Origin of the sequence: Nakamurella alba, assembly GCF_009707545.1 — a bacterium.
Taxonomy (GTDB): domain Bacteria; phylum Actinomycetota; class Actinomycetes; order Mycobacteriales; family Nakamurellaceae; genus Nakamurella; species Nakamurella alba.
This window is the reverse complement of the sequence record NZ_WLYK01000009.1, coordinates 203,900-219,757: the sequence shown is the minus strand read 5'-3', so window position 1 is coordinate 219,757 and position 15,858 is coordinate 203,900. Positions and strand designations below refer to the sequence as shown.

General features: G+C 71.0%; 13 protein-coding genes. 8 read left to right on the top strand and 5 right to left on the bottom strand.

Going from position 1 to position 15,858, the window contains the following annotated elements:
- Position 1: 1 nt before the first annotated feature.
- Both GIS00_RS21120 and GIS00_RS21115 read right to left on the bottom strand, forming a co-directional pair.
- Entirely contained in the window at positions 2 to 655 is a 654-nt protein-coding gene (locus tag GIS00_RS21120) for a potassium channel family protein (protein ID WP_154770422.1), read from the bottom strand.
- Positions 655 to 1,323, bottom strand: coding sequence for a potassium channel family protein (locus tag GIS00_RS21115; protein ID WP_322098244.1), 669 nt, complete (start codon positions 1,321 to 1,323; stop codon positions 655 to 657). Before GIS00_RS21115 ends, GIS00_RS21120 begins: the two co-directional genes overlap by 1 nt.
- 122 nt (positions 1,324 to 1,445) lie before the next feature.
- Here GIS00_RS21115 and GIS00_RS21110 point away from each other — a divergent pair, with 122 nt between their 5' ends.
- The 5 genes from GIS00_RS21110 to GIS00_RS21090 are packed head-to-tail and all read left to right on the top strand — an operon-like array spanning position 1,446 to position 8,927.
- Entirely contained in the window at positions 1,446 to 3,623 is a 2,178-nt protein-coding gene (locus tag GIS00_RS21110) for an APC family permease (RefSeq protein WP_322098243.1), read from the top strand.
- On the top strand, positions 3,623 to 4,906 hold the full coding sequence (locus tag GIS00_RS21105) for a class I SAM-dependent RNA methyltransferase (protein ID WP_154770421.1): 1,284 nt from the start codon (positions 3,623 to 3,625) through the stop codon (positions 4,904 to 4,906). Before GIS00_RS21110 ends, GIS00_RS21105 begins: the two co-directional genes overlap by 1 nt.
- The gene (locus GIS00_RS21100) at positions 4,903 to 6,081 is read left to right on the top strand and encodes an NAD(P)/FAD-dependent oxidoreductase (protein ID WP_322098242.1); all 1,179 of its coding nucleotides are present in this window, start codon (positions 4,903 to 4,905) and stop codon (positions 6,079 to 6,081) included. The genes GIS00_RS21105 and GIS00_RS21100 overlap by 4 nt, the downstream gene beginning before the upstream one ends.
- A gap of 51 nt (positions 6,082 to 6,132) precedes the next feature.
- Complete coding sequence (gene amaB, locus GIS00_RS21095; RefSeq protein ID WP_154770420.1) at positions 6,133 to 7,677, top strand: L-piperidine-6-carboxylate dehydrogenase; 1,545 nt, start codon at positions 6,133 to 6,135, stop codon at positions 7,675 to 7,677.
- Entirely contained in the window at positions 7,674 to 8,927 is a 1,254-nt protein-coding gene (locus GIS00_RS21090; protein ID WP_322098241.1) for an MFS transporter, read from the top strand. Before amaB ends, GIS00_RS21090 begins: the two co-directional genes overlap by 4 nt.
- A gap of 24 nt (positions 8,928 to 8,951) precedes the next feature.
- Here GIS00_RS21090 and GIS00_RS21085 read toward each other — a convergent pair whose 3' ends face one another.
- Positions 8,952 to 9,992, bottom strand: coding sequence for an NAD(P)-dependent alcohol dehydrogenase (locus GIS00_RS21085; RefSeq protein ID WP_154770418.1), 1,041 nt, complete (start codon positions 9,990 to 9,992; stop codon positions 8,952 to 8,954).
- A gap of 104 nt (positions 9,993 to 10,096) precedes the next feature.
- On the opposite strand from GIS00_RS21085, the gene GIS00_RS21080 reads away from it, so the two are divergent.
- Positions 10,097 to 10,762 carry a TetR/AcrR family transcriptional regulator gene (locus GIS00_RS21080; RefSeq protein WP_154770417.1) on the top strand — a complete coding sequence of 222 codons (666 nt, stop codon included), beginning with the start codon at positions 10,097 to 10,099 and terminating at the stop codon, positions 10,760 to 10,762.
- On the opposite strand, the gene GIS00_RS21075 is transcribed toward GIS00_RS21080, so the two are convergent.
- Positions 10,731 to 11,132 carry a PPOX class F420-dependent oxidoreductase gene (locus GIS00_RS21075; protein ID WP_154770416.1) on the bottom strand — a complete coding sequence of 134 codons (402 nt, stop codon included), beginning with the start codon at positions 11,130 to 11,132 and terminating at the stop codon, positions 10,731 to 10,733. The two genes, GIS00_RS21080 and GIS00_RS21075, sit on opposite strands and share 32 nt — an antisense overlap.
- A gap of 453 nt (positions 11,133 to 11,585) precedes the next feature.
- On the opposite strand from GIS00_RS21075, the gene GIS00_RS21070 reads away from it, so the two are divergent.
- Together GIS00_RS21070 and GIS00_RS21065 are read left to right on the top strand one after the other, a co-directional pair.
- The gene (locus tag GIS00_RS21070; protein ID WP_196073393.1) at positions 11,586 to 14,273 is read left to right on the top strand and encodes a DUF222 domain-containing protein; all 2,688 of its coding nucleotides are present in this window, start codon (positions 11,586 to 11,588) and stop codon (positions 14,271 to 14,273) included.
- 271 nt (positions 14,274 to 14,544) lie between these two features.
- Positions 14,545 to 15,360: a phytanoyl-CoA dioxygenase family protein gene (locus GIS00_RS21065; RefSeq protein ID WP_154770414.1), complete on the top strand. Its 816-nt coding sequence runs from the start codon at positions 14,545 to 14,547 to the stop codon at positions 15,358 to 15,360.
- Between the two features lies 1 nt (position 15,361).
- Here GIS00_RS21065 and GIS00_RS21060 read toward each other — a convergent pair whose 3' ends face one another.
- Positions 15,362 to 15,805, bottom strand: coding sequence for an SRPBCC family protein (locus tag GIS00_RS21060; RefSeq protein WP_154770413.1), 444 nt, complete (start codon positions 15,803 to 15,805; stop codon positions 15,362 to 15,364).
- Positions 15,806 to 15,858: the final 53 nt, after the last annotated feature.

Sequence of the window (15,858 nt, the reverse complement as noted above, 5' to 3'; positions counted from 1 at the left end):
GCTACATCAGTGCTTCGCGGACCGCGTCCTCGACTTCGGTGGCGGCCACGAACAGCAGCTCGTCGCCCGGCTCCAGCGGCTCGTCCGGCTGCGGCACGATGACCCGGCCACCGCGCAGGATGGTCACCAGCGCCGCGTCCCGCGGCAGGTTCAGGTCGCGCACCGGCCGGCCGGCGATCGACGTGGTCGGCGGCAGGGTCACCTCGACCAGGTTCGCCTGACCCTGGCGCAGGGTGAACAGCCGGACCAGATCGCCGACGGTCACGGCCTCCTCGACCAGCGCGGCCAGGATGCGCGGCGTGGACACGGCGACGTCGACGCCCCACGACTCGTTGAACAGCCACTCGTTGCGCGGGTCGTTGACCCGGCCGACGACCCGGCCCACCGCGAACTCGGTCTTGGCCAGCAGCGAGACGACCAGGTTGACCTTGTCGTCGCCCGTGCAGGCGATGACCACGTCACAGGTCTGCAGCCCGGCGTCCTCCAGCGAGGTCACCTCGCAGGCGTCGGCCAGCACCCACTCGGCCTGCTCGATGCGCTCCGGCTTGATCGCGCCGGGATCCCGGTCGATCAGCATCACGTGATGGCCGTTCTCCACCAGCTCACCGGCGATGGAGCGGCCCACCGAGCCGGCTCCGGCGATGGCGATCCGCATCAGGCACCTGCCTCGTCGGGAGCGACCTCGGCGAGGTCGGCGACTCGTTGGGTCTCCGCGGACAACACGGCGGCGTAGATGAGATCGCCCTCTTGGACGACGGTGTCGCGGGTGGGCAGCAGTCCGGTGCCGAACCGCACGACGAACGCGGCCCGCACACCGAGATGGCTCTCCAGCTCGGACAGGCCGCGGCCGATCCAGCCACGGTGGTAGGGGATGTTGACCACGGTGATCGTGCCCGACGGGTCCCGCCACTCGCTGATCAGCCCGTCCGGCACCACCGCGCGCAGCAGCCGGTCGGTGGTCCACGGCACGGTGGCCACCGTCGGGATGCCGAGCCGCTCGTACACCTGGGCCCGCTTCGGGTCGTAGATCCGGGCGACGACCGTCTCCACACCGAACTGCTCGCGGGCGACGCGGGCGGCGATGATGTTGGAGTTGTCGCCGCTGGACACCGCCGCGAAGGCGTGCGCCTCGGAGATCCGGGCGGCGATCAGCGTGTCGCGGTCGAAGCCGACGCCCTGCACCTGCTGCCCGTGGAAGTCGGGGCCGAGCCGGCGGAACGCGGCGGGCTCCCGGTCGATGATGGCCACCGAGTGCCCGGCCTTGGCCAGTGCCCGGGCCAGGCCGGAACCGACCCGACCGCACCCCATGATCACGATGTGCACGCCCGGGCACCCTTCCGTTCACGGTCTCGAGCAACCGGCCCTGTCGATCGATGTGAACCTACCCGCCCGGACCCGCCGGGGACACCACCTCCGGCGCCATCCGCGGGACGTACGCTGCGCACGTGTCCAAGCTGACCTCCGCCGCGAAGCGGCTGCTCGTCGGGCGGCCGTTCCGCAGCGACAAGCTCGCACACACGCTGCTGCCGAAGCGGATCGCGCTGCCGGTCTTCGCCTCGGACGCGCTGTCCAGCGTGGCCTACGCGCCGCAGGAGATCTTCGCGACGCTCTCGGTGGCGGGCCTGGCCGCGTACGCCTACTCGCCGTGGATCGCGATCCTGGTGTCGCTGGTGATGCTGGTGGTGGTCGCCTCCTACCGGCAGAACGTGCACGCCTATCCGAGCGGCGGCGGCGACTACGAGGTCGCCACCAAGAACCTCGGCCCTACCTTCGGCCTGGTGGTGGCCAGCGCACTGCTGGTCGACTACATCCTCACCGTGGCGGTGTCCACCGCGGCCGGGGTGGCCAACATCGGCTCCGCCATCGACGCGGTCGGTGCCCACCCGGTGGTCTGGTCGATCGTCATCATCGTGGTGATCACCGCGCTGAACCTGCGCGGGATCCGGGAGTCCGGCACGGCTTTCGCCATCCCGGTCTACGCCTTCATGATCTCCATCCTGGTGATGATCGTGACCGGGCTGATCCGCTGGGCCACCGGTGCCGAGATGCAGGCGGAGAGCGCGGCGTTCACCCTGCAGGAGGAGCACGCCGCCGGCGGCCTGGCGCTGCTGTTCCTGCTGGCCCGCGGTTTCTCCTCCGGGTCCGCGGCGTTGACCGGGGTGGAGGCCATCTCGAACGGGGTGCCGGCCTTCAAGAAGCCGAAGTCGAAGAATGCGGCGACCACGCTGGCCCTGATGGGCGGCATCGCGGTCACCATGATGCTGGGACTGGTGGCGCTGGCGCTGATCACCGGTGCGCAGATCGCCGAGGACCCGCAGCGGCAGCTGCTCGGCGCGCCCACCGACTACTACCAGAAGACGCTGATCGCGCAGATCGCGCAGACCGTGTTCTCCGGCTTCCCGGTGGCGTTCTACATCGTCTCCTTCACCACCGGCCTGATCCTGGTGCTGGCCTGCAACACCGCCTTCAACGGGTTCCCGGTGCTCGGCTCGATCCTGGCGCAGGACTCGTACCTGCCCCGCCAGCTGCACACCCGCGGCGACCGGCTCGCCTTCTCCAACGGGATCGTCTTCCTCGCCGTGGTGGCGCTGGTCCTGGTGATCGCGTTCCAGGCCAACGTGAACCAGCTGATCCAGCTCTACATCGTCGGCGTCTTCGTCTCCTTCACCCTCTCCCAGGCCGGGATGATCAAGCACTGGAACCGGCTGCTGTCCACGGAGAAGGACCCGAAGGCGCGGACCCGGATGCGGCGCAGCCAGACCATCAACGGCATCGGCTTCACCATGACTGCAGTGGTGCTGGTGATCGTGCTGATCACGAAATTCCTGGCGGGTGCCTGGATCGCGATCGTTGCGATGGCGGTCATCTTCGTGACCATGAAGGCGGTGAAGCGGCACTACACCCGGGTGTCGATGGAGATCGCCGCCGACGAGGACGACATGGTGCTGCCCAGCCGGGTGCACGCCATCGTGCTGGTGTCGAAGCTGCACATGCCGACGATGCGGGCGCTGGCCTTCGCCCGGGCCACCCGGCCGGACACCATCGAGGCGGTCACTGTCAACGTCGACCCGAAGGACACCTCGGCGCTGGCCCAGGAATGGGAGGACCGGCAGATCCCGGTGGCGCTGAAGGTGATCGACTCGCCGTTCCGGGAGATCACCAAGCCGATCCTGGACTACGTGCGGCGTACCCGGAAGGATTCGCCGCGGGACGTGGTGGCGGTGTTCATCCCGGAGTACGTGGTCGGTCACTGGTGGGAGCAGATCCTGCACAACCAGTCGGCGCTGCGGCTCAAGGGCCGGCTGCTGTTCACCCCGGGTGTGATGGTGACATCCGTGCCGTGGCAGCTGTCCTCGTCCGATGCACTGGACCGGCGGATCCGCGCCCGGGCCGAGCGGGAGTTCCCGCTACGGGCCCGGATGCCGGGCGCCCCGCAGCCCGAGGACCTGGCCCGGATGCAGCCGGACGGCCGGTCGGTGACCAGCGGCGGCCGCAACAGCGGCGCCCGGGCCGACACCCGCAACCGCACCCGGCTCAGCCGCGACCAGCCGGCGCCCCCGGCCGCTGCCGAGCCCCGGCCGCGACGCACCCGCGGCGCCGATCTCGGTGGCGACGGCGAGTGATGTCGGTCGAAGAGGACGTCGCCGACACGCTCGAGGTCGGCCAGCTGGTGGACCTGGAGATCGGTCCGGTCGCGCACGGTGGCATTTGCGTCGCGCGCTACCACCGCCGGGTGGTCTTCGTCCGGCTCGCCCTGCCGGGGGAGCGGGTCCGGGTGCGGCTGACCGAGGTGCGCCGCGGGTCGTTCTGCCGGGGTGAGGTGGTCGAGGTGCTGCAGCCGTCGGCGGACCGGCGCGAGGCCCCTTGCAGCCACTACGGTCCCGCCGCCTGCGGTGGCTGCGATCTGCAGCACGTCTCCCCGGACGGCCAGCTGCGGTGGAAGGCGGACGTGGTCGCCGAGCAGCTGCACCGGCTGGCCGGGATCAACCGGTCCGTGACCGTGGAGGCGTTGCCGGGCAACGGGTTCGGCTGGCGGACCCGGGTCCGCTGGGCGCTGGACCCGGAGGGCCGGATCGGCCCGCGTGCACAGCGGTCGCACCGGGTGGTCCCGGTCGGACGCACCGCGCCATGCCTGATCGCCGCCGACGGCCTCGGCGACCTCGCCACCGTGACCGAGCCGCCGATGTCCCTGCTCCGCGCCGCTGCCGCCCGGGCCCCCCACCGCGGCCGCGGTCGTGGCTCGCGCCCGGTGTTGCCGGAGGTCACCCTCACCCGGGACGCCGGCGGCCGTACCCACGCCGTCTGGGAGCACGGACCTGACGTCGAGCGGATCACCGAACATGCGGTGGGTCGGGACTTCTCGGTCGCCGCGGACGGCTTCTGGCAGGTGCATCCGGCGGCCGCCGAGACCCTGGCCGGCGCGGTGCGGGAGGCGCTGGGCGGGCGGCTGGGGGCCGGGGAGCGGGCCTGGGACCTCTACGGCGGGGTCGGCCTGTTCACCGAGGTGCTGCACCGGTGTGTCGGCGACACCGGCACGGTCGTCTCGGTGGAGGGCGATCGGACGGCCAGCGCGCTTGCGCAGGAGAACGTGGGGACGCTGCCCGGTGTCCAGGTCGTCCAGGGCGATGTCGCCGCAGCCGTCGCAGGCATCGACGGCACGGTCGACGCGATCGTCCTCGATCCGCCGAGAACCGGTGCCGGCCAGGACCTCTGCCGCGCGCTGGCCGGCCGTGGTGCCAGGACGATCGTCTACGTCGCCTGCGACCCGGCCGCCCTGGGCCGGGACACCGCGGTGTTGCTGCAGTCCGGGTACGCGCTGGCCTCGCTGCGGGCCTTCGACTGCTTCCCGCAGACCCACCACGTGGAGTGCGTCGCGGTCTTCGTCTCGGCCGGGTCGGCGGCGTGATCAGCGTGACCGCCCTGCCCACGCGGGTCGACGTCGCGGTGATCGGCGGCGGGGTGATGGGTACCTCCATCGCCGCCCGTCTCGCCGAGAACGGCGCTTCTGTCGCACTTCTCGAGAAGCAGACCCTGGGCTGCGGTTCATCCGCGAAACCCATCGGCGGGTTCCGCGCGCAGTTCTCGGACGAGACCAACATCGCGCTGGGCCTGCGGTCGCTCACCGAGCACCTGCTGCCGTTCCGCCGGCGGTACGGCGTGGACATCGATCTCGTGCAGTGCGGGTACCTGTTCCTGCTGACCGACGAGCAGCAGGTCGAGGGGTACGCCGCGGCCGCCGCGCTGCAGCGCTCGATGGGGGTGGACTCGGCGGTCGTCGACCCGGCCGAGGTGCACCGGCTGAACCCCTACGTCCCCGCGGGATCCGTGCTGGCCGGCCAGTTCTCGCCGATGGCCGGACATCTGCGGCCGGCCGGGATGATCCGCGGTTTCGCCGATCTCGCCCGCCGGCACGGCGCCACGATGCACGAGTACACCCCGGTCAGCGGGATCACCGCGGCCGCCGACGGCGAGGCCCTGCTGCACACCCCGGCCGGCGAGATGCGGGCCGGGGCGGTGGTGATCGCCGCGGGCGCCTGGTCCGGTGAGGTCGGCGCGCTGGCCGGCATCGACCTGCCGGTGCGGCCGCTGCGCCGCCAATTGGCGTTCACCGCCCCGGGGGCGGCCGGCACCCCGCCGCTGATTCCGTTCACCCTGGACGCCGCCACCACCGGCTACTTCCACAACGTCGGGCCGGACCGACTGCTCTTCGGGTTCGCCGACCAGGCCGAACCGGAGGGCTTCGGCACCGACTGGGACGAGGGCTGGCTGGCCGGGTTCCGGGCGTTCGCCGCCGAGCGGGCCCCGGAGCTGGCCGCGATGCCGGTGGAGTCCGGATGGGCCGGGCTGTACGAGATGACCCCGGACCGGAACGCGGTGATCGGCGAGGCGACCGGCGGGGCGTTCCGTACCCTGTACGCGGCCGGCTTCTCCGGACACGGCGTGCTGCAGAGCCCGGCGGTCGGCGAGGTCGTCGCCGACCTGTACGCCGGGCGCGCACCCTTCACCGACGTGAGCCGGTTCTCCGCGGACCGGTTCTCCGGTGGCGGTGCGGGTCTCGCGCACGAACTCGCGGTGATCTGAGATCCCGCCCTGCTTGGTCCGTGAAGCACAGATCGCAAGGAGTACACACCGATGACCACCACCACCGCCGCCGACGTCCTGTCCCTCGAGCTGTCCGAGAAGGTGCTGGCCCGGCTGGCGACCCTCGGCGCGGCGGTCCCGGTCGGCACCGGGGTGCCGACCCGCAGCCCGCTGTCCGGCGGCACGCTGTTCGAGCTGGCCGCCACCGATGCCGCCGGTGTCGCGGCGGCGGTGCAGCGGGCGGCGGCCGCGCAGCGGGACTGGCGGATGGTGCCGGCACCGCAGCGCGGCGCGGTGGTGCGCCGGCTTGGTGAGCTGCTCCGCGAGCACAAGGACACGCTGGCCGACATCGTCACCGTGGAGACCGGGAAGATCGTCTCCGAGGCCCGCGGCGAGGTCCAGGAGATGATCGACATCTGCGAGTACGCGGTCGGTCTGTCCCGCCAGCTGTGGGGCCGCACCATCGCCAGTGAGCGGCCCGGGCACCGGCTGTCCGAGTCCTGGCACCCGATCGGCGTGGTCGGGGTCATCTCCGCCTTCAACTTCCCGGTGGCGGTCTGGGCCTGGAACACCGCCGTCGCGCTGGTCTGCGGCGACTCGGTGGTGTGGAAGCCCTCCGAGCTGGCCCCGCTGTCCGCGCTCGGCTCCGCGGCGCTGCTGGAACGGGCGCTGGTCGAATCCGGCCACTCGCCGGACATCTCGCAGGTCGTGCTGGGTGACCGCGCCGTCGGCGAGGCGCTGGTGGACGACTCGTCGGTGGCCCTGGTCAGCGCCACCGGCTCGGTACGGATGGGCCGCGAGGTCGGCCCGCGGGTGGCGGCCCGGTTCGGCCGGACCCTGCTGGAGCTGGGCGGCAACAACGCCGCCGTCATCACCCCGAGCGCCGACCTGAAGCTGGTCACCACCGGCGTGGTGTTCGCCGCCGCCGGCACCGCGGGCCAGCGCTGCACCTCGCTGCGCCGGTTGATCGTGCACCGCTCGGTGAAGGAGCAGGTGCTGGCGAAGCTGACCGCCGCCTACAGCCGGCTGCCGATCGGTGATCCCTTCGACAGCGGCACCCTGGTCGGGCCGCTCATCTCCGCAAAGGCCGGCGACGCTTTTCGGGCCGCGGTCGAGGCGGCGGTCGGGCAGGGCGGCGAGGTGCTGGCCGGTGGGAACCTGGTCGCCGTGGACGGACTCTCCGGGGTGTTCGCGATGCCGACCATCGTCGACATGCCCGAGCAGGCCGGGATCGTGCTGGAAGAGACCTTCGCGCCCATCCTCTACGTGCTGACCTACGACGACTTCGACGAGGCCATCGCGCTGAACAACGCGGTGTCGCAGGGACTCTCGGCGGCCGTCTTCACCCGGGACCAGCAGGAGGCGGAGCGCTTCATCGCCGACGACGGCGCCGACACCGGGATCGCCAACGTCAACATCGGCACCTCCGGCGCCGAGATCGGCGGCGCCTTCGGCGGCGAGAAGGAGACCGGTGGCGGGCGCGAGTCCGGCTCCGACTCCTGGAAGGCCTACATGCGCCGCTCCACCAACACCGTCAACTACTCGTCGGCACTGCCGCTGGCGCAGGGGGTCACGTTCCTGTCCGACGCCGAGTGAGCGCGGTCGGGGCCGGGCAGGCCTGGCGCGGCTACGAGCGCGGCGAACCGGAGTACCGGCGGATCAGCTGGGGCCTGTTCGCCGCCGGGTTCGCCACGTTCGCGCAGATCTTCGACGCCCAGGCGGTCCTCCCTGCTGTGAGCCGGGACCTGGGTATCGAGCCGTCCACGGCGGCACTCTCGGTGTCGGCGGCGACCATCGGGCTGGCCGTCTCGGTGCTGCCCTGGGCCTGGGCGGCCGACCGGATCGGCCGGATCCGGGCGATGCAGATCTCGCTGTTCGCCGCGCTGGCGCTGTCCCTGGTCGCGCCGCTGATGCCGTCCTTCGCCGGGGTGGTGGCCGTGCGCGGGCTGACCGGGCTGGCGCTCGGTGCGGTGCCCGGGGTGGCGGTGGCCTACCTGACCGAGGAACTCGGCGGCCGGTGGGTCTCGCTGGCCGCTGGGACGTACGTGGCCGGCAACACCTTCGGCGGTGTGGTCGGCCGACTGGTGGCCGGGCCGATCGCCGAGACCTGGTCCTGGCGTGCCGGTCTGCTGGTGGTGGCCGGGCTCTGCGCCATCGCCGGAGTGGTCTTCGTGCTGGTGATCCCGCCGCCGCGTGGCTTCACCCCGAACCTGCCGCAACCGCACCCGCTGCCGGTCCGGGTGCTGTTCCACCTGCGTGACCCGATGATGATGGGCCTCTACGCGCAGGGTCTGCTGCTGATGGGATCGTTCGCCGCGGTCTACAACTACCTGGGCTTCCGGCTGGTCCGGCCACCGTTCGACATCCCCACCACCGTGGTCGGTTTCATCTTCATCGCCTACCTGGCGGGGACTGCCGCGTCCCGGGTGTCGGCGCTGCTGGCCACCCGCCACGGGCCGCTGCGGGTCATCCTCGCCGGGATCCTGACCATGTTGGCCGGGATGCTGCTGATGCTGTTCGAGTCGCTGCCACTGATCCTGCTCGGTCTGGTGGTGTTCACCGTCGGCTGCTTCTCCGCACACCCGGTGGCCAGCGGGCTGTCCGGCCGGCGGGCCCAGCTCGGCCGGGCCCAGGCGACCGCGCTCTACCAGCTGTCCTGGCTCACCGGCACCGCGCTGTGCGGCTGGATCGCCGGGCTGGTGTTCGAGCGGGCCGGCTGGGGTGCGACCACCCTGCTGGTGGTCGGTTTCTGTTGCGCCGCTGCTGTTCTCGCGCTGCTCGGGCTCCGGCTGCTGCGGAACCGCCGACCGCCGGTCCCGCCGGCCCGGGTGACGGGCGCGGCGTGACCGGCGGTGCCGGTGGTCAGGTGCTCAGGGGACCAGGATGGCCCGTCCGGGCACCTTCCCGGCCTCGAGATCGTCGAAGGCGCGCTGGAAGTCGGCCAGCGGGTAGGTGACCGTCTCGACGGCGATCTTGCCCTGCTGGGCCAGCGCGATGACCTCGAGCTGGTCGGCGCGGGTGCCCCCGTAGGACCGCTGCACGTTGACGCCCCAGGGCAGCACTGCGGTGTTGGAGTCGGCGCCGAAGGTGAACGTGCCGCCACCCAGCCCGACGAAGCGGAGCGCGCCCTCGGGGGAGACGACCTTGGTCGCGAGGTCGACGGTCGGCTGCACACCGACGAAGTCGAACACCACATCGGCACCGTAGCCGTTGGTCTCGTCCAGGATGCGCTGCGCGGTGTCGGCGTCGCTCTTCAGCACCAGGTCGGCGCCGTGCTCGCGGGCGATGGCCAGCTTGCTCTCGTCGTTGTCCACCGCGATGATCCGGGCGCCGGTGGTGGCCTTGAGGATCTGCAGGCCCATGTGCCCGAGGCCGCCGACCGCGATGACCACGGCGGTGGAACCGGGAGTGAGCCGGCTGCGCGCGGAGTTGATCGCGTGCATCGGGGTCACGCCGGCGTCGGCCAGCGGGGCGGCGGCGACCGGGTCCAGATCACCGATCCTGTCCAGGTAACGAGCCTTGGTGACCATGTAGTCGGCCATCGCGCCGTCCGGGCCGAGACCCGGTGTGGTGGGGAACATGTGGCGGCTGCCGTTGACCTCGCAGGCGTTGTCCCGGCCCTCGACGCAGGCCCTGCAGTGGCCGCACGCCCACACCACGCTGACCAGCACCGCGTCGCCCTCGGCGAACCCGTCGACGTCGGCACCCCAGGACTCCACCCGGCCGCTGCCCTCGTGACCGACGGTGCCACCGAAGAACGGCCACTCCTCGCCCATGTGCAGCACGTGCAGGTCGGAGTGGCAGAGGCCGGCGCCGGCGATGCGGACGAGTACCTCGTCCGGCCCGGGAACCGGCCGCTCGACCTCCTGCAGTTCCATCTTGCCGGGCGAGACCAGTTTCACCGCGCGCATGTTCAGTTCCTCCGTGTCGTCTTCGACGTGTCCGCGGCCGCACCGGCCGAGTACTGCGAGACTACGCCTGTCTGACAGGTGTCGCAGACTGTAGGCTGCACCACATGGACCCACGGGCGCGCCGATCCCGGGCCGCGCTCGCCGACGCGGTCTACCGGCTGGCGGCGGAGCGGGACATCGAGTCGATCTCCGTCACCGAGATCACCGCCGCGGCCGGGGTGAGTCGCGACACCTTCTACCGGCACGCGGACGACCCGGTGGACCTGCTGGCGCGGTCGCTGCACGAGGAGCTGGCCGGGGCGCTCGGGGTGTTCCGTGAGCTCCCGGCGGGCAGCGGGTCGGGGGAGAGCGTCTTCGCGGCGCCGGCCCGGGTGCTGATCGGGCACGTCCGCGATCACGCAGCGGTCTACCGGCAGGCGCCGGGCGGTCGGTTGAGCGGCCGGCTGCGGCAGGTGCTGCTGGATGTCAGCGCCGACATCCTGGCCCGGCACCTGAAGCGGCATCCCGGGATCGCGCCGGAGGACATCGATCTCGAGGACCCGGCGGTGTTCGCGATGACCGTGTCGTACGCCGCCGGTGGCACCGTGGCGGCGGTGGAGGCATGGTTGGCGGGCGGAATGGTGCTGCCGGTCGACGATGCCGTGGCGGTGATGCTGGCCGCGGCTCCGCGGTGGTGGCTGGGTGTCGCGGGCTCTGGTCCGGGTTCTGTGTCGGGTGGTGGGGCCGGCGCTGGTGCGCTCAGACCTGGCCGGACGCGCGCTCCGGAGTGATCCGCAGGACCACGCGCCGGTCGCGGATCATCGCGGCGCGGTAGTCGTCCCAGTCCGGGTGCTCGCCCCCGATGGCCCGGTAGGTCTCCACCAGCAGCTCCATCGCCTCCGGCAGGTGCACCACCTCCGCCGTGCCGTCGATCTGCACCCATGGTCCGAAGAAGTTGTTCGTGAAGACCAGCAGCGACACCTCCGGGTCCCGGATGATGTTGCGCACCTTGGCCAGTGGCTCCCGGCTCGAGATCACCACCTGCCCGCCGATCACCCCGGAGTTCACCGGCGACAGCTGCGGACGGCCGTCCTTCCGTTTCGTGGACAGCACCGTGCGGTCGTTCGAGCGGATGAAGTCGAGGGCTTCGCTGATCTCCATGGTGCCAGTGTCCTCCTGCCTCGGGGAAGGGCGCCGGTACTGGGGCACGAGGGCCTGTGGTGCGGTTCAGCTCTGTTGCGCGCGGCTCAGGGCCGTACCGCCCGGGTGCTCCGGTCGTCACCTGCGGACCACGCGTGTCGCTGTCGGTGTTCCTGACGCAGAACGATCGGCTGTCGGTGTGGTCGGGCATGCTCACAGGTGACCTCGAGAGTGGCCGATGACAGGGCATCTCGGACGAGTGCGGATCGGCGGAGCGGACCATCTCCCTCGTCTCGGCGAATGCTGTCCAGCCGTGACCACGGTCGGTTGATACATGGTTGCAGAGCGAAGTAGTCGCGAACAAGTGTTCCAAACCGCTTGTCAAACTGCTACTCTGAGATGAGCGACCTCCGGGGGGAGGTGGGCGCAGCAGGTCTCGCAAGTCAGATGACGGAAGCGAACGGGGTGGGAACCATGACAGCAGCGTCGGAGACGGCGCCGGCAGCACGCCGCGCCGAGGACGCCCTGCACGCGCTGTCCACCCTTGATCCTGCCGAGCTGTCCGGCCGGAAGGTGATCGACGGGATCGCCGCGGGGTACCAGGCGATCTCCTACCTGCAGGCTGTGCTGCAGGGCTGGATGGCCCGTCTCGCGGAGCCCGGCGTGATCCCCTCCGCCGAGGGCCTGCTCAAGCACCCGGTTAAGCGCAGGACCGCAGGACGAGATGCCGCTGCGGACGAGAACTCGGCCGCGAGTGAGAATGCCTCTGCTGGTGAGGGCACCTCCGCAGGCGGCGATGCGTCCGGGGGTGAGAGCACCGACGCGGGCCAGGACACCGCGACAGGGGAAGGTGCCTTCGCCGGTGGCGACGCCTCCGACGATGAGAACGCCGCTGCGGATGGACATGGTGTGCCGGGTGGGAGCACCGCTGCGGATGCGTCCACCTCCGCCGGTGGTGACGCCTCCGACGATGAGAACACCGCGACAGGGGAAGGCGCCTCCACGAGTGAGAACAATGTCGCGAGTGAGAACTCCGCTGCGGGTGAGGACTCTGCGTCGGAGCGGATCTACGATCTGCGGGCGTCGAACCCGGATTCGACGGCCGAGTTCTTCGACCTGATGGACACGCTGGAGAAGGCGAAGGCCCGGCGGGACATGGCGGGTGGGGAACTTGCGGCGGCGCTGGTGCTCTCGCCCAAGTCGGGGTCGATCTATGTGCAGCGGGCCATCGACCTGGTCGAGGAACTCCCCGACACCTTGGCACTGCTCCGCGAAGGCGTGTTGGACCAGACCCGCGCGTCGATGATCCACAAGTACGCCTGCAAGCTGCGCGACCAGACCCTGCTGTGCGAGTACGAGCGCCGCGCGTTGAAGGTCGCACCCGGGCGGGCGCCGGCGAAGCTGGAACCCCTGCTCAAGCGGATCATCACCGACCTTGAGCCCGAAGACGCCGCCGCGGCGGAGAAGCGGGCCTTCAATGACCGGCGCACCGGCCGGTACGACCTCGAGGGGGCGATGGCCCGCTTCTATGCCGACCTCACCGCGGAGAACGCGCAGTTGGTGCAGCAGCTGGTGGACCAGATCGCCCGCACCATGGGCAGCGCCGGCGGACGGACGTTGGAGCAGTGCCGGGCCGATGCGTTCGCCGCGATCTTCGAACAGCTCCACGCCCACGGCTCCATCGACCTGCGCGAGATCCTCGCCGCCGCCGCGTACGTCGCGGCCGGCGGCGATATGCCCGACGACGACGATGAGTTCGAGGACGTCGTCGATGAAAGTGTCGTCGATGAAGGTGTTGCTGATGACATCGCCGACGAGACCGCGGCCGAAGATTCGGGTGACGTCGCTGGTGATGCCATGGCGCCCGGGGACGACGAAGAGGATGAGCCCGGCGTCGAGGAGGCGGACCGCGAGGCTTCCAACGTCGCCGACGCGGGCGACAACGCCGACGAGACCGCGAGCACCGAGCCGGACGACGACCTGTCCGGAGCCAGCAGTGTCGACACCGATCTCGCCGGCATGGACACCCACAGCGTCGGTACCGGTGCGACTGCCGACTCTGAAGCCGCTGACACCGTCGAGAACCCGGTGGGCGCGAACGTCGACGGCGATGCCGACGAGGCCGGCGACGGCGGCCCGGTGGGTAGCGGCCGCGACACCAACCGTGCGGCCGAGCAGGCCGCCGACTTTAATGCCGACGGAGACGACGATACGGCCGATGCCGATGCCGATGCAGATGCAGATGTTCATGCCGATGCTGACGGCCACGCCGTCGGAGCCACCGACTCACAGCTAGGAGGCGACGATGTCGAGGCAGGTTCGGAGCCCGAGAACCGTTCCGATTCTGAACATCCCGTGGCCCAGGAGGGCATCGGATGTTCAGAATCCGAGCCACCCGACACCGATGCGCCGGGCAACCCTGAGCGCGGCGTCGGCGATTGCGACGCCGATCCGACGAGCAACCCGCAAGGCGGCGAGAGCATCGGCAACGCAGAGGACGGCGACCCGCCTCCGTTCGATCCCTTCCGGTTCGACGACCCCGACACACCTCGCCCGTCCGCACCGAAGTGGAGAGCTCCGGTGTGGCAGGACCGCGCCGTCAACCCGGCGCTGCCCTGGAACGGCGTCATCACCATCTCCCTCGAAGCCCTCGCCGGACTGGCCGACCACCCCGGGGACATGTCCGGATTCGGGTGCATCTCACCCGACCTCGCCCGCCAACTCCTCAAGGCAGCCAACTCCATCACCCTGCTCGTGATCGACCCCGAGACGGGAGCGCCCGTCGGCGTGTCCGACCGCGTCTACGTCCCACCCGGGAGCCTGCGCCGCAAAGTCATGCTCCTCACCCAGACCTGTTCCTGGGTGGGCTGCAACCGCAAAGCCGAACGCTGCGACATCGACCACGGCGAACCATTCGACCACGACAATCCCGCCGCCGGCGGCAAGACGACCCTGCGCAACCTCCGACCGCTCTGCCGGTTCCATCACCGCCTGAAGACGTTGACCGCCTGGACCATCACCGAACACGACGACCGGTCGGCGACGCTGGTCAGCGCGCTCGGCCGGACCACCCGAAGACCCCCACCCGCCGTCACCGACCCCGGCGAGTGGGAACCCGCCTGGCAGACCGAGGACCTCGACGACGACCCCCCGCCGTTCTGAGCACACATGTGGACTCGGCACCGCCCGGCGCGGGGATGGGGGTGAGAAGAGAATGGGCGAGGACGAATCCATTCCATCCACATCTCGTGTCGGAGTAGTGCAGCGGCTACCGGACCTGCTGCGGCCGACTCCATTGACCGACCTGCTGCGACCGGCCCGGTGATCGACCCGCCGCGTCAACAACGGCCCCCGGGCGACCCGACTCGCGGGCGACCTCCGCCTGCGATCTCCGGCCGTGGCCCCTCCGCCGCCCCGGCCCTAGGATCCGAGCATGACGACGGCCCTGGAACTGTCCGCCGAGCAGGTCGAGGCGTATCGGCGGGACGGGGTGCTGCACGTCCGCGGCGTCCTGGACCCGGGGGAGATCGCCACGGCGGCAGCCGGTATCGAGCGCGTCCTGGCCGACCCCGGGATGCTGGCGATCGTGGCCAGCGGCGTGAACGACCCGGGACACTTCGTGGAGGACTTCCGGCGCTGGCAGGACGCCCCGGAGATCGAGCAGCTCGCTCTCTCCTCGCGGGTCCCGGCTCTCGCCGCCCAACTGCTCCGCACCCCGGAGGTCCGCTTCTACCACGACCACGTGCTGGTCAAGGAGGGCGGAACCCGGCAGCGCACCCCGTGGCACCAGGACCAGCCGTACTACAACGTCGACGGTCACGGTGTCAGTGCCTGGATCCCGGTGGACCCGGTGCCCAGGGCCGGCTGCCTCGAGCTCGCCGCCGGTACCCACGACGGCCCCTGGCTGATGCCGCGGACCTTCCTGGACGGCAAGGCCAAGTGGTTCCCCGAGGGCACCCTCGACGAACTGCCCGACATCGAGGCCGACCGCCGGGCTTTCGCCCTGCGGCAGTACGACATGCAGCCGGGCGACGCGATCTTCTTCGACTTCCTCACGGTGCACGGCGCCCCCGGCTTCCCGTTCGCCGGCCGCCGCCGGGTGCTGTCCCTGCGCTACCTCGCCGACGACGCCCGGCACGCCCCGCGGGACTGGCGCACCTCGCCGCCCTTCGACGACCTGCTCGGCGTGCTCCCGCCCGGCGCCCCCATGGACCACCCGCTCTTCCCGGTGGTCTGGCCCCGGACCTGAGTCAGTTCCAGTTGTCGATCTTCACGTCGTGCGGGGCCGGTTGGCCGGACCCGGTCTCCAGCAACGACTTCAAGCTCATCAGGAACATGCCCCACTTCGTGCTGCAGTGGTACATGAAGTCGACCGGCTCCCGCCAGCCGCGGTGCACGAACATGACCGTCGTGCCGTCGTCCTCCGGCCGGAGGTCGAAGGTGATCCCGGTGCCGACCCACTCCTCGGGGCCGTCCACCACCGTCCACCGGACCGCCCGGCCGGGCTCGAGTGCGTCGACGGTCATGTCGAAACCGCCTTTCGGGAAACGGAACTCGATCGTCCCGCCGACCTCGCCGGGCGCACCGGTGGTCTCCTCGGTCCACCAGGCGGCGAGGCCCTCGACCGTCGAGAGCACGCGGAACACCTCGTCGGGCGGAGTCGGGGCGTAGATGCGGTGCAGGATGTCGGGCATGGTGCAACTCCTCGGGCGTGGGTGAAGAGCGCCGCGGTCGGGGCGACCGTGGC

Excerpts from the sequence above, each read along its gene's own strand:
- GIS00_RS21120 (WP_154770422.1), bottom strand. The coding sequence starts at position 655 with ATGCGGATCGCCATCGCCGGAGCCGGCTCGGTGGGCCGCTCCATCGCC.
- GIS00_RS21105 (WP_154770421.1), top strand. The coding sequence starts at position 3,623 with ATGTCGGTCGAAGAGGACGTCGCCGACACGCTCGAGGTCGGCCAGCTG.
- amaB (WP_154770420.1), top strand. The coding sequence starts at position 6,133 with ATGACCACCACCACCGCCGCCGACGTCCTGTCCCTCGAGCTGTCCGAG.
- GIS00_RS21085 (WP_154770418.1), bottom strand. The coding sequence starts at position 9,992 with ATGCGCGCGGTGAAACTGGTCTCGCCCGGCAAGATGGAACTGCAGGAG.
- GIS00_RS21080 (WP_154770417.1), top strand. The coding sequence starts at position 10,097 with ATGGACCCACGGGCGCGCCGATCCCGGGCCGCGCTCGCCGACGCGGTC.
- GIS00_RS21075 (WP_154770416.1), bottom strand. The coding sequence starts at position 11,132 with ATGGAGATCAGCGAAGCCCTCGACTTCATCCGCTCGAACGACCGCACG.
- GIS00_RS21070 (WP_196073393.1), top strand. The coding sequence starts at position 11,586 with ATGACAGCAGCGTCGGAGACGGCGCCGGCAGCACGCCGCGCCGAGGAC.
- GIS00_RS21065 (WP_154770414.1), top strand. The coding sequence starts at position 14,545 with ATGACGACGGCCCTGGAACTGTCCGCCGAGCAGGTCGAGGCGTATCGG.
- GIS00_RS21060 (WP_154770413.1), bottom strand. The coding sequence starts at position 15,805 with ATGCCCGACATCCTGCACCGCATCTACGCCCCGACTCCGCCCGACGAG.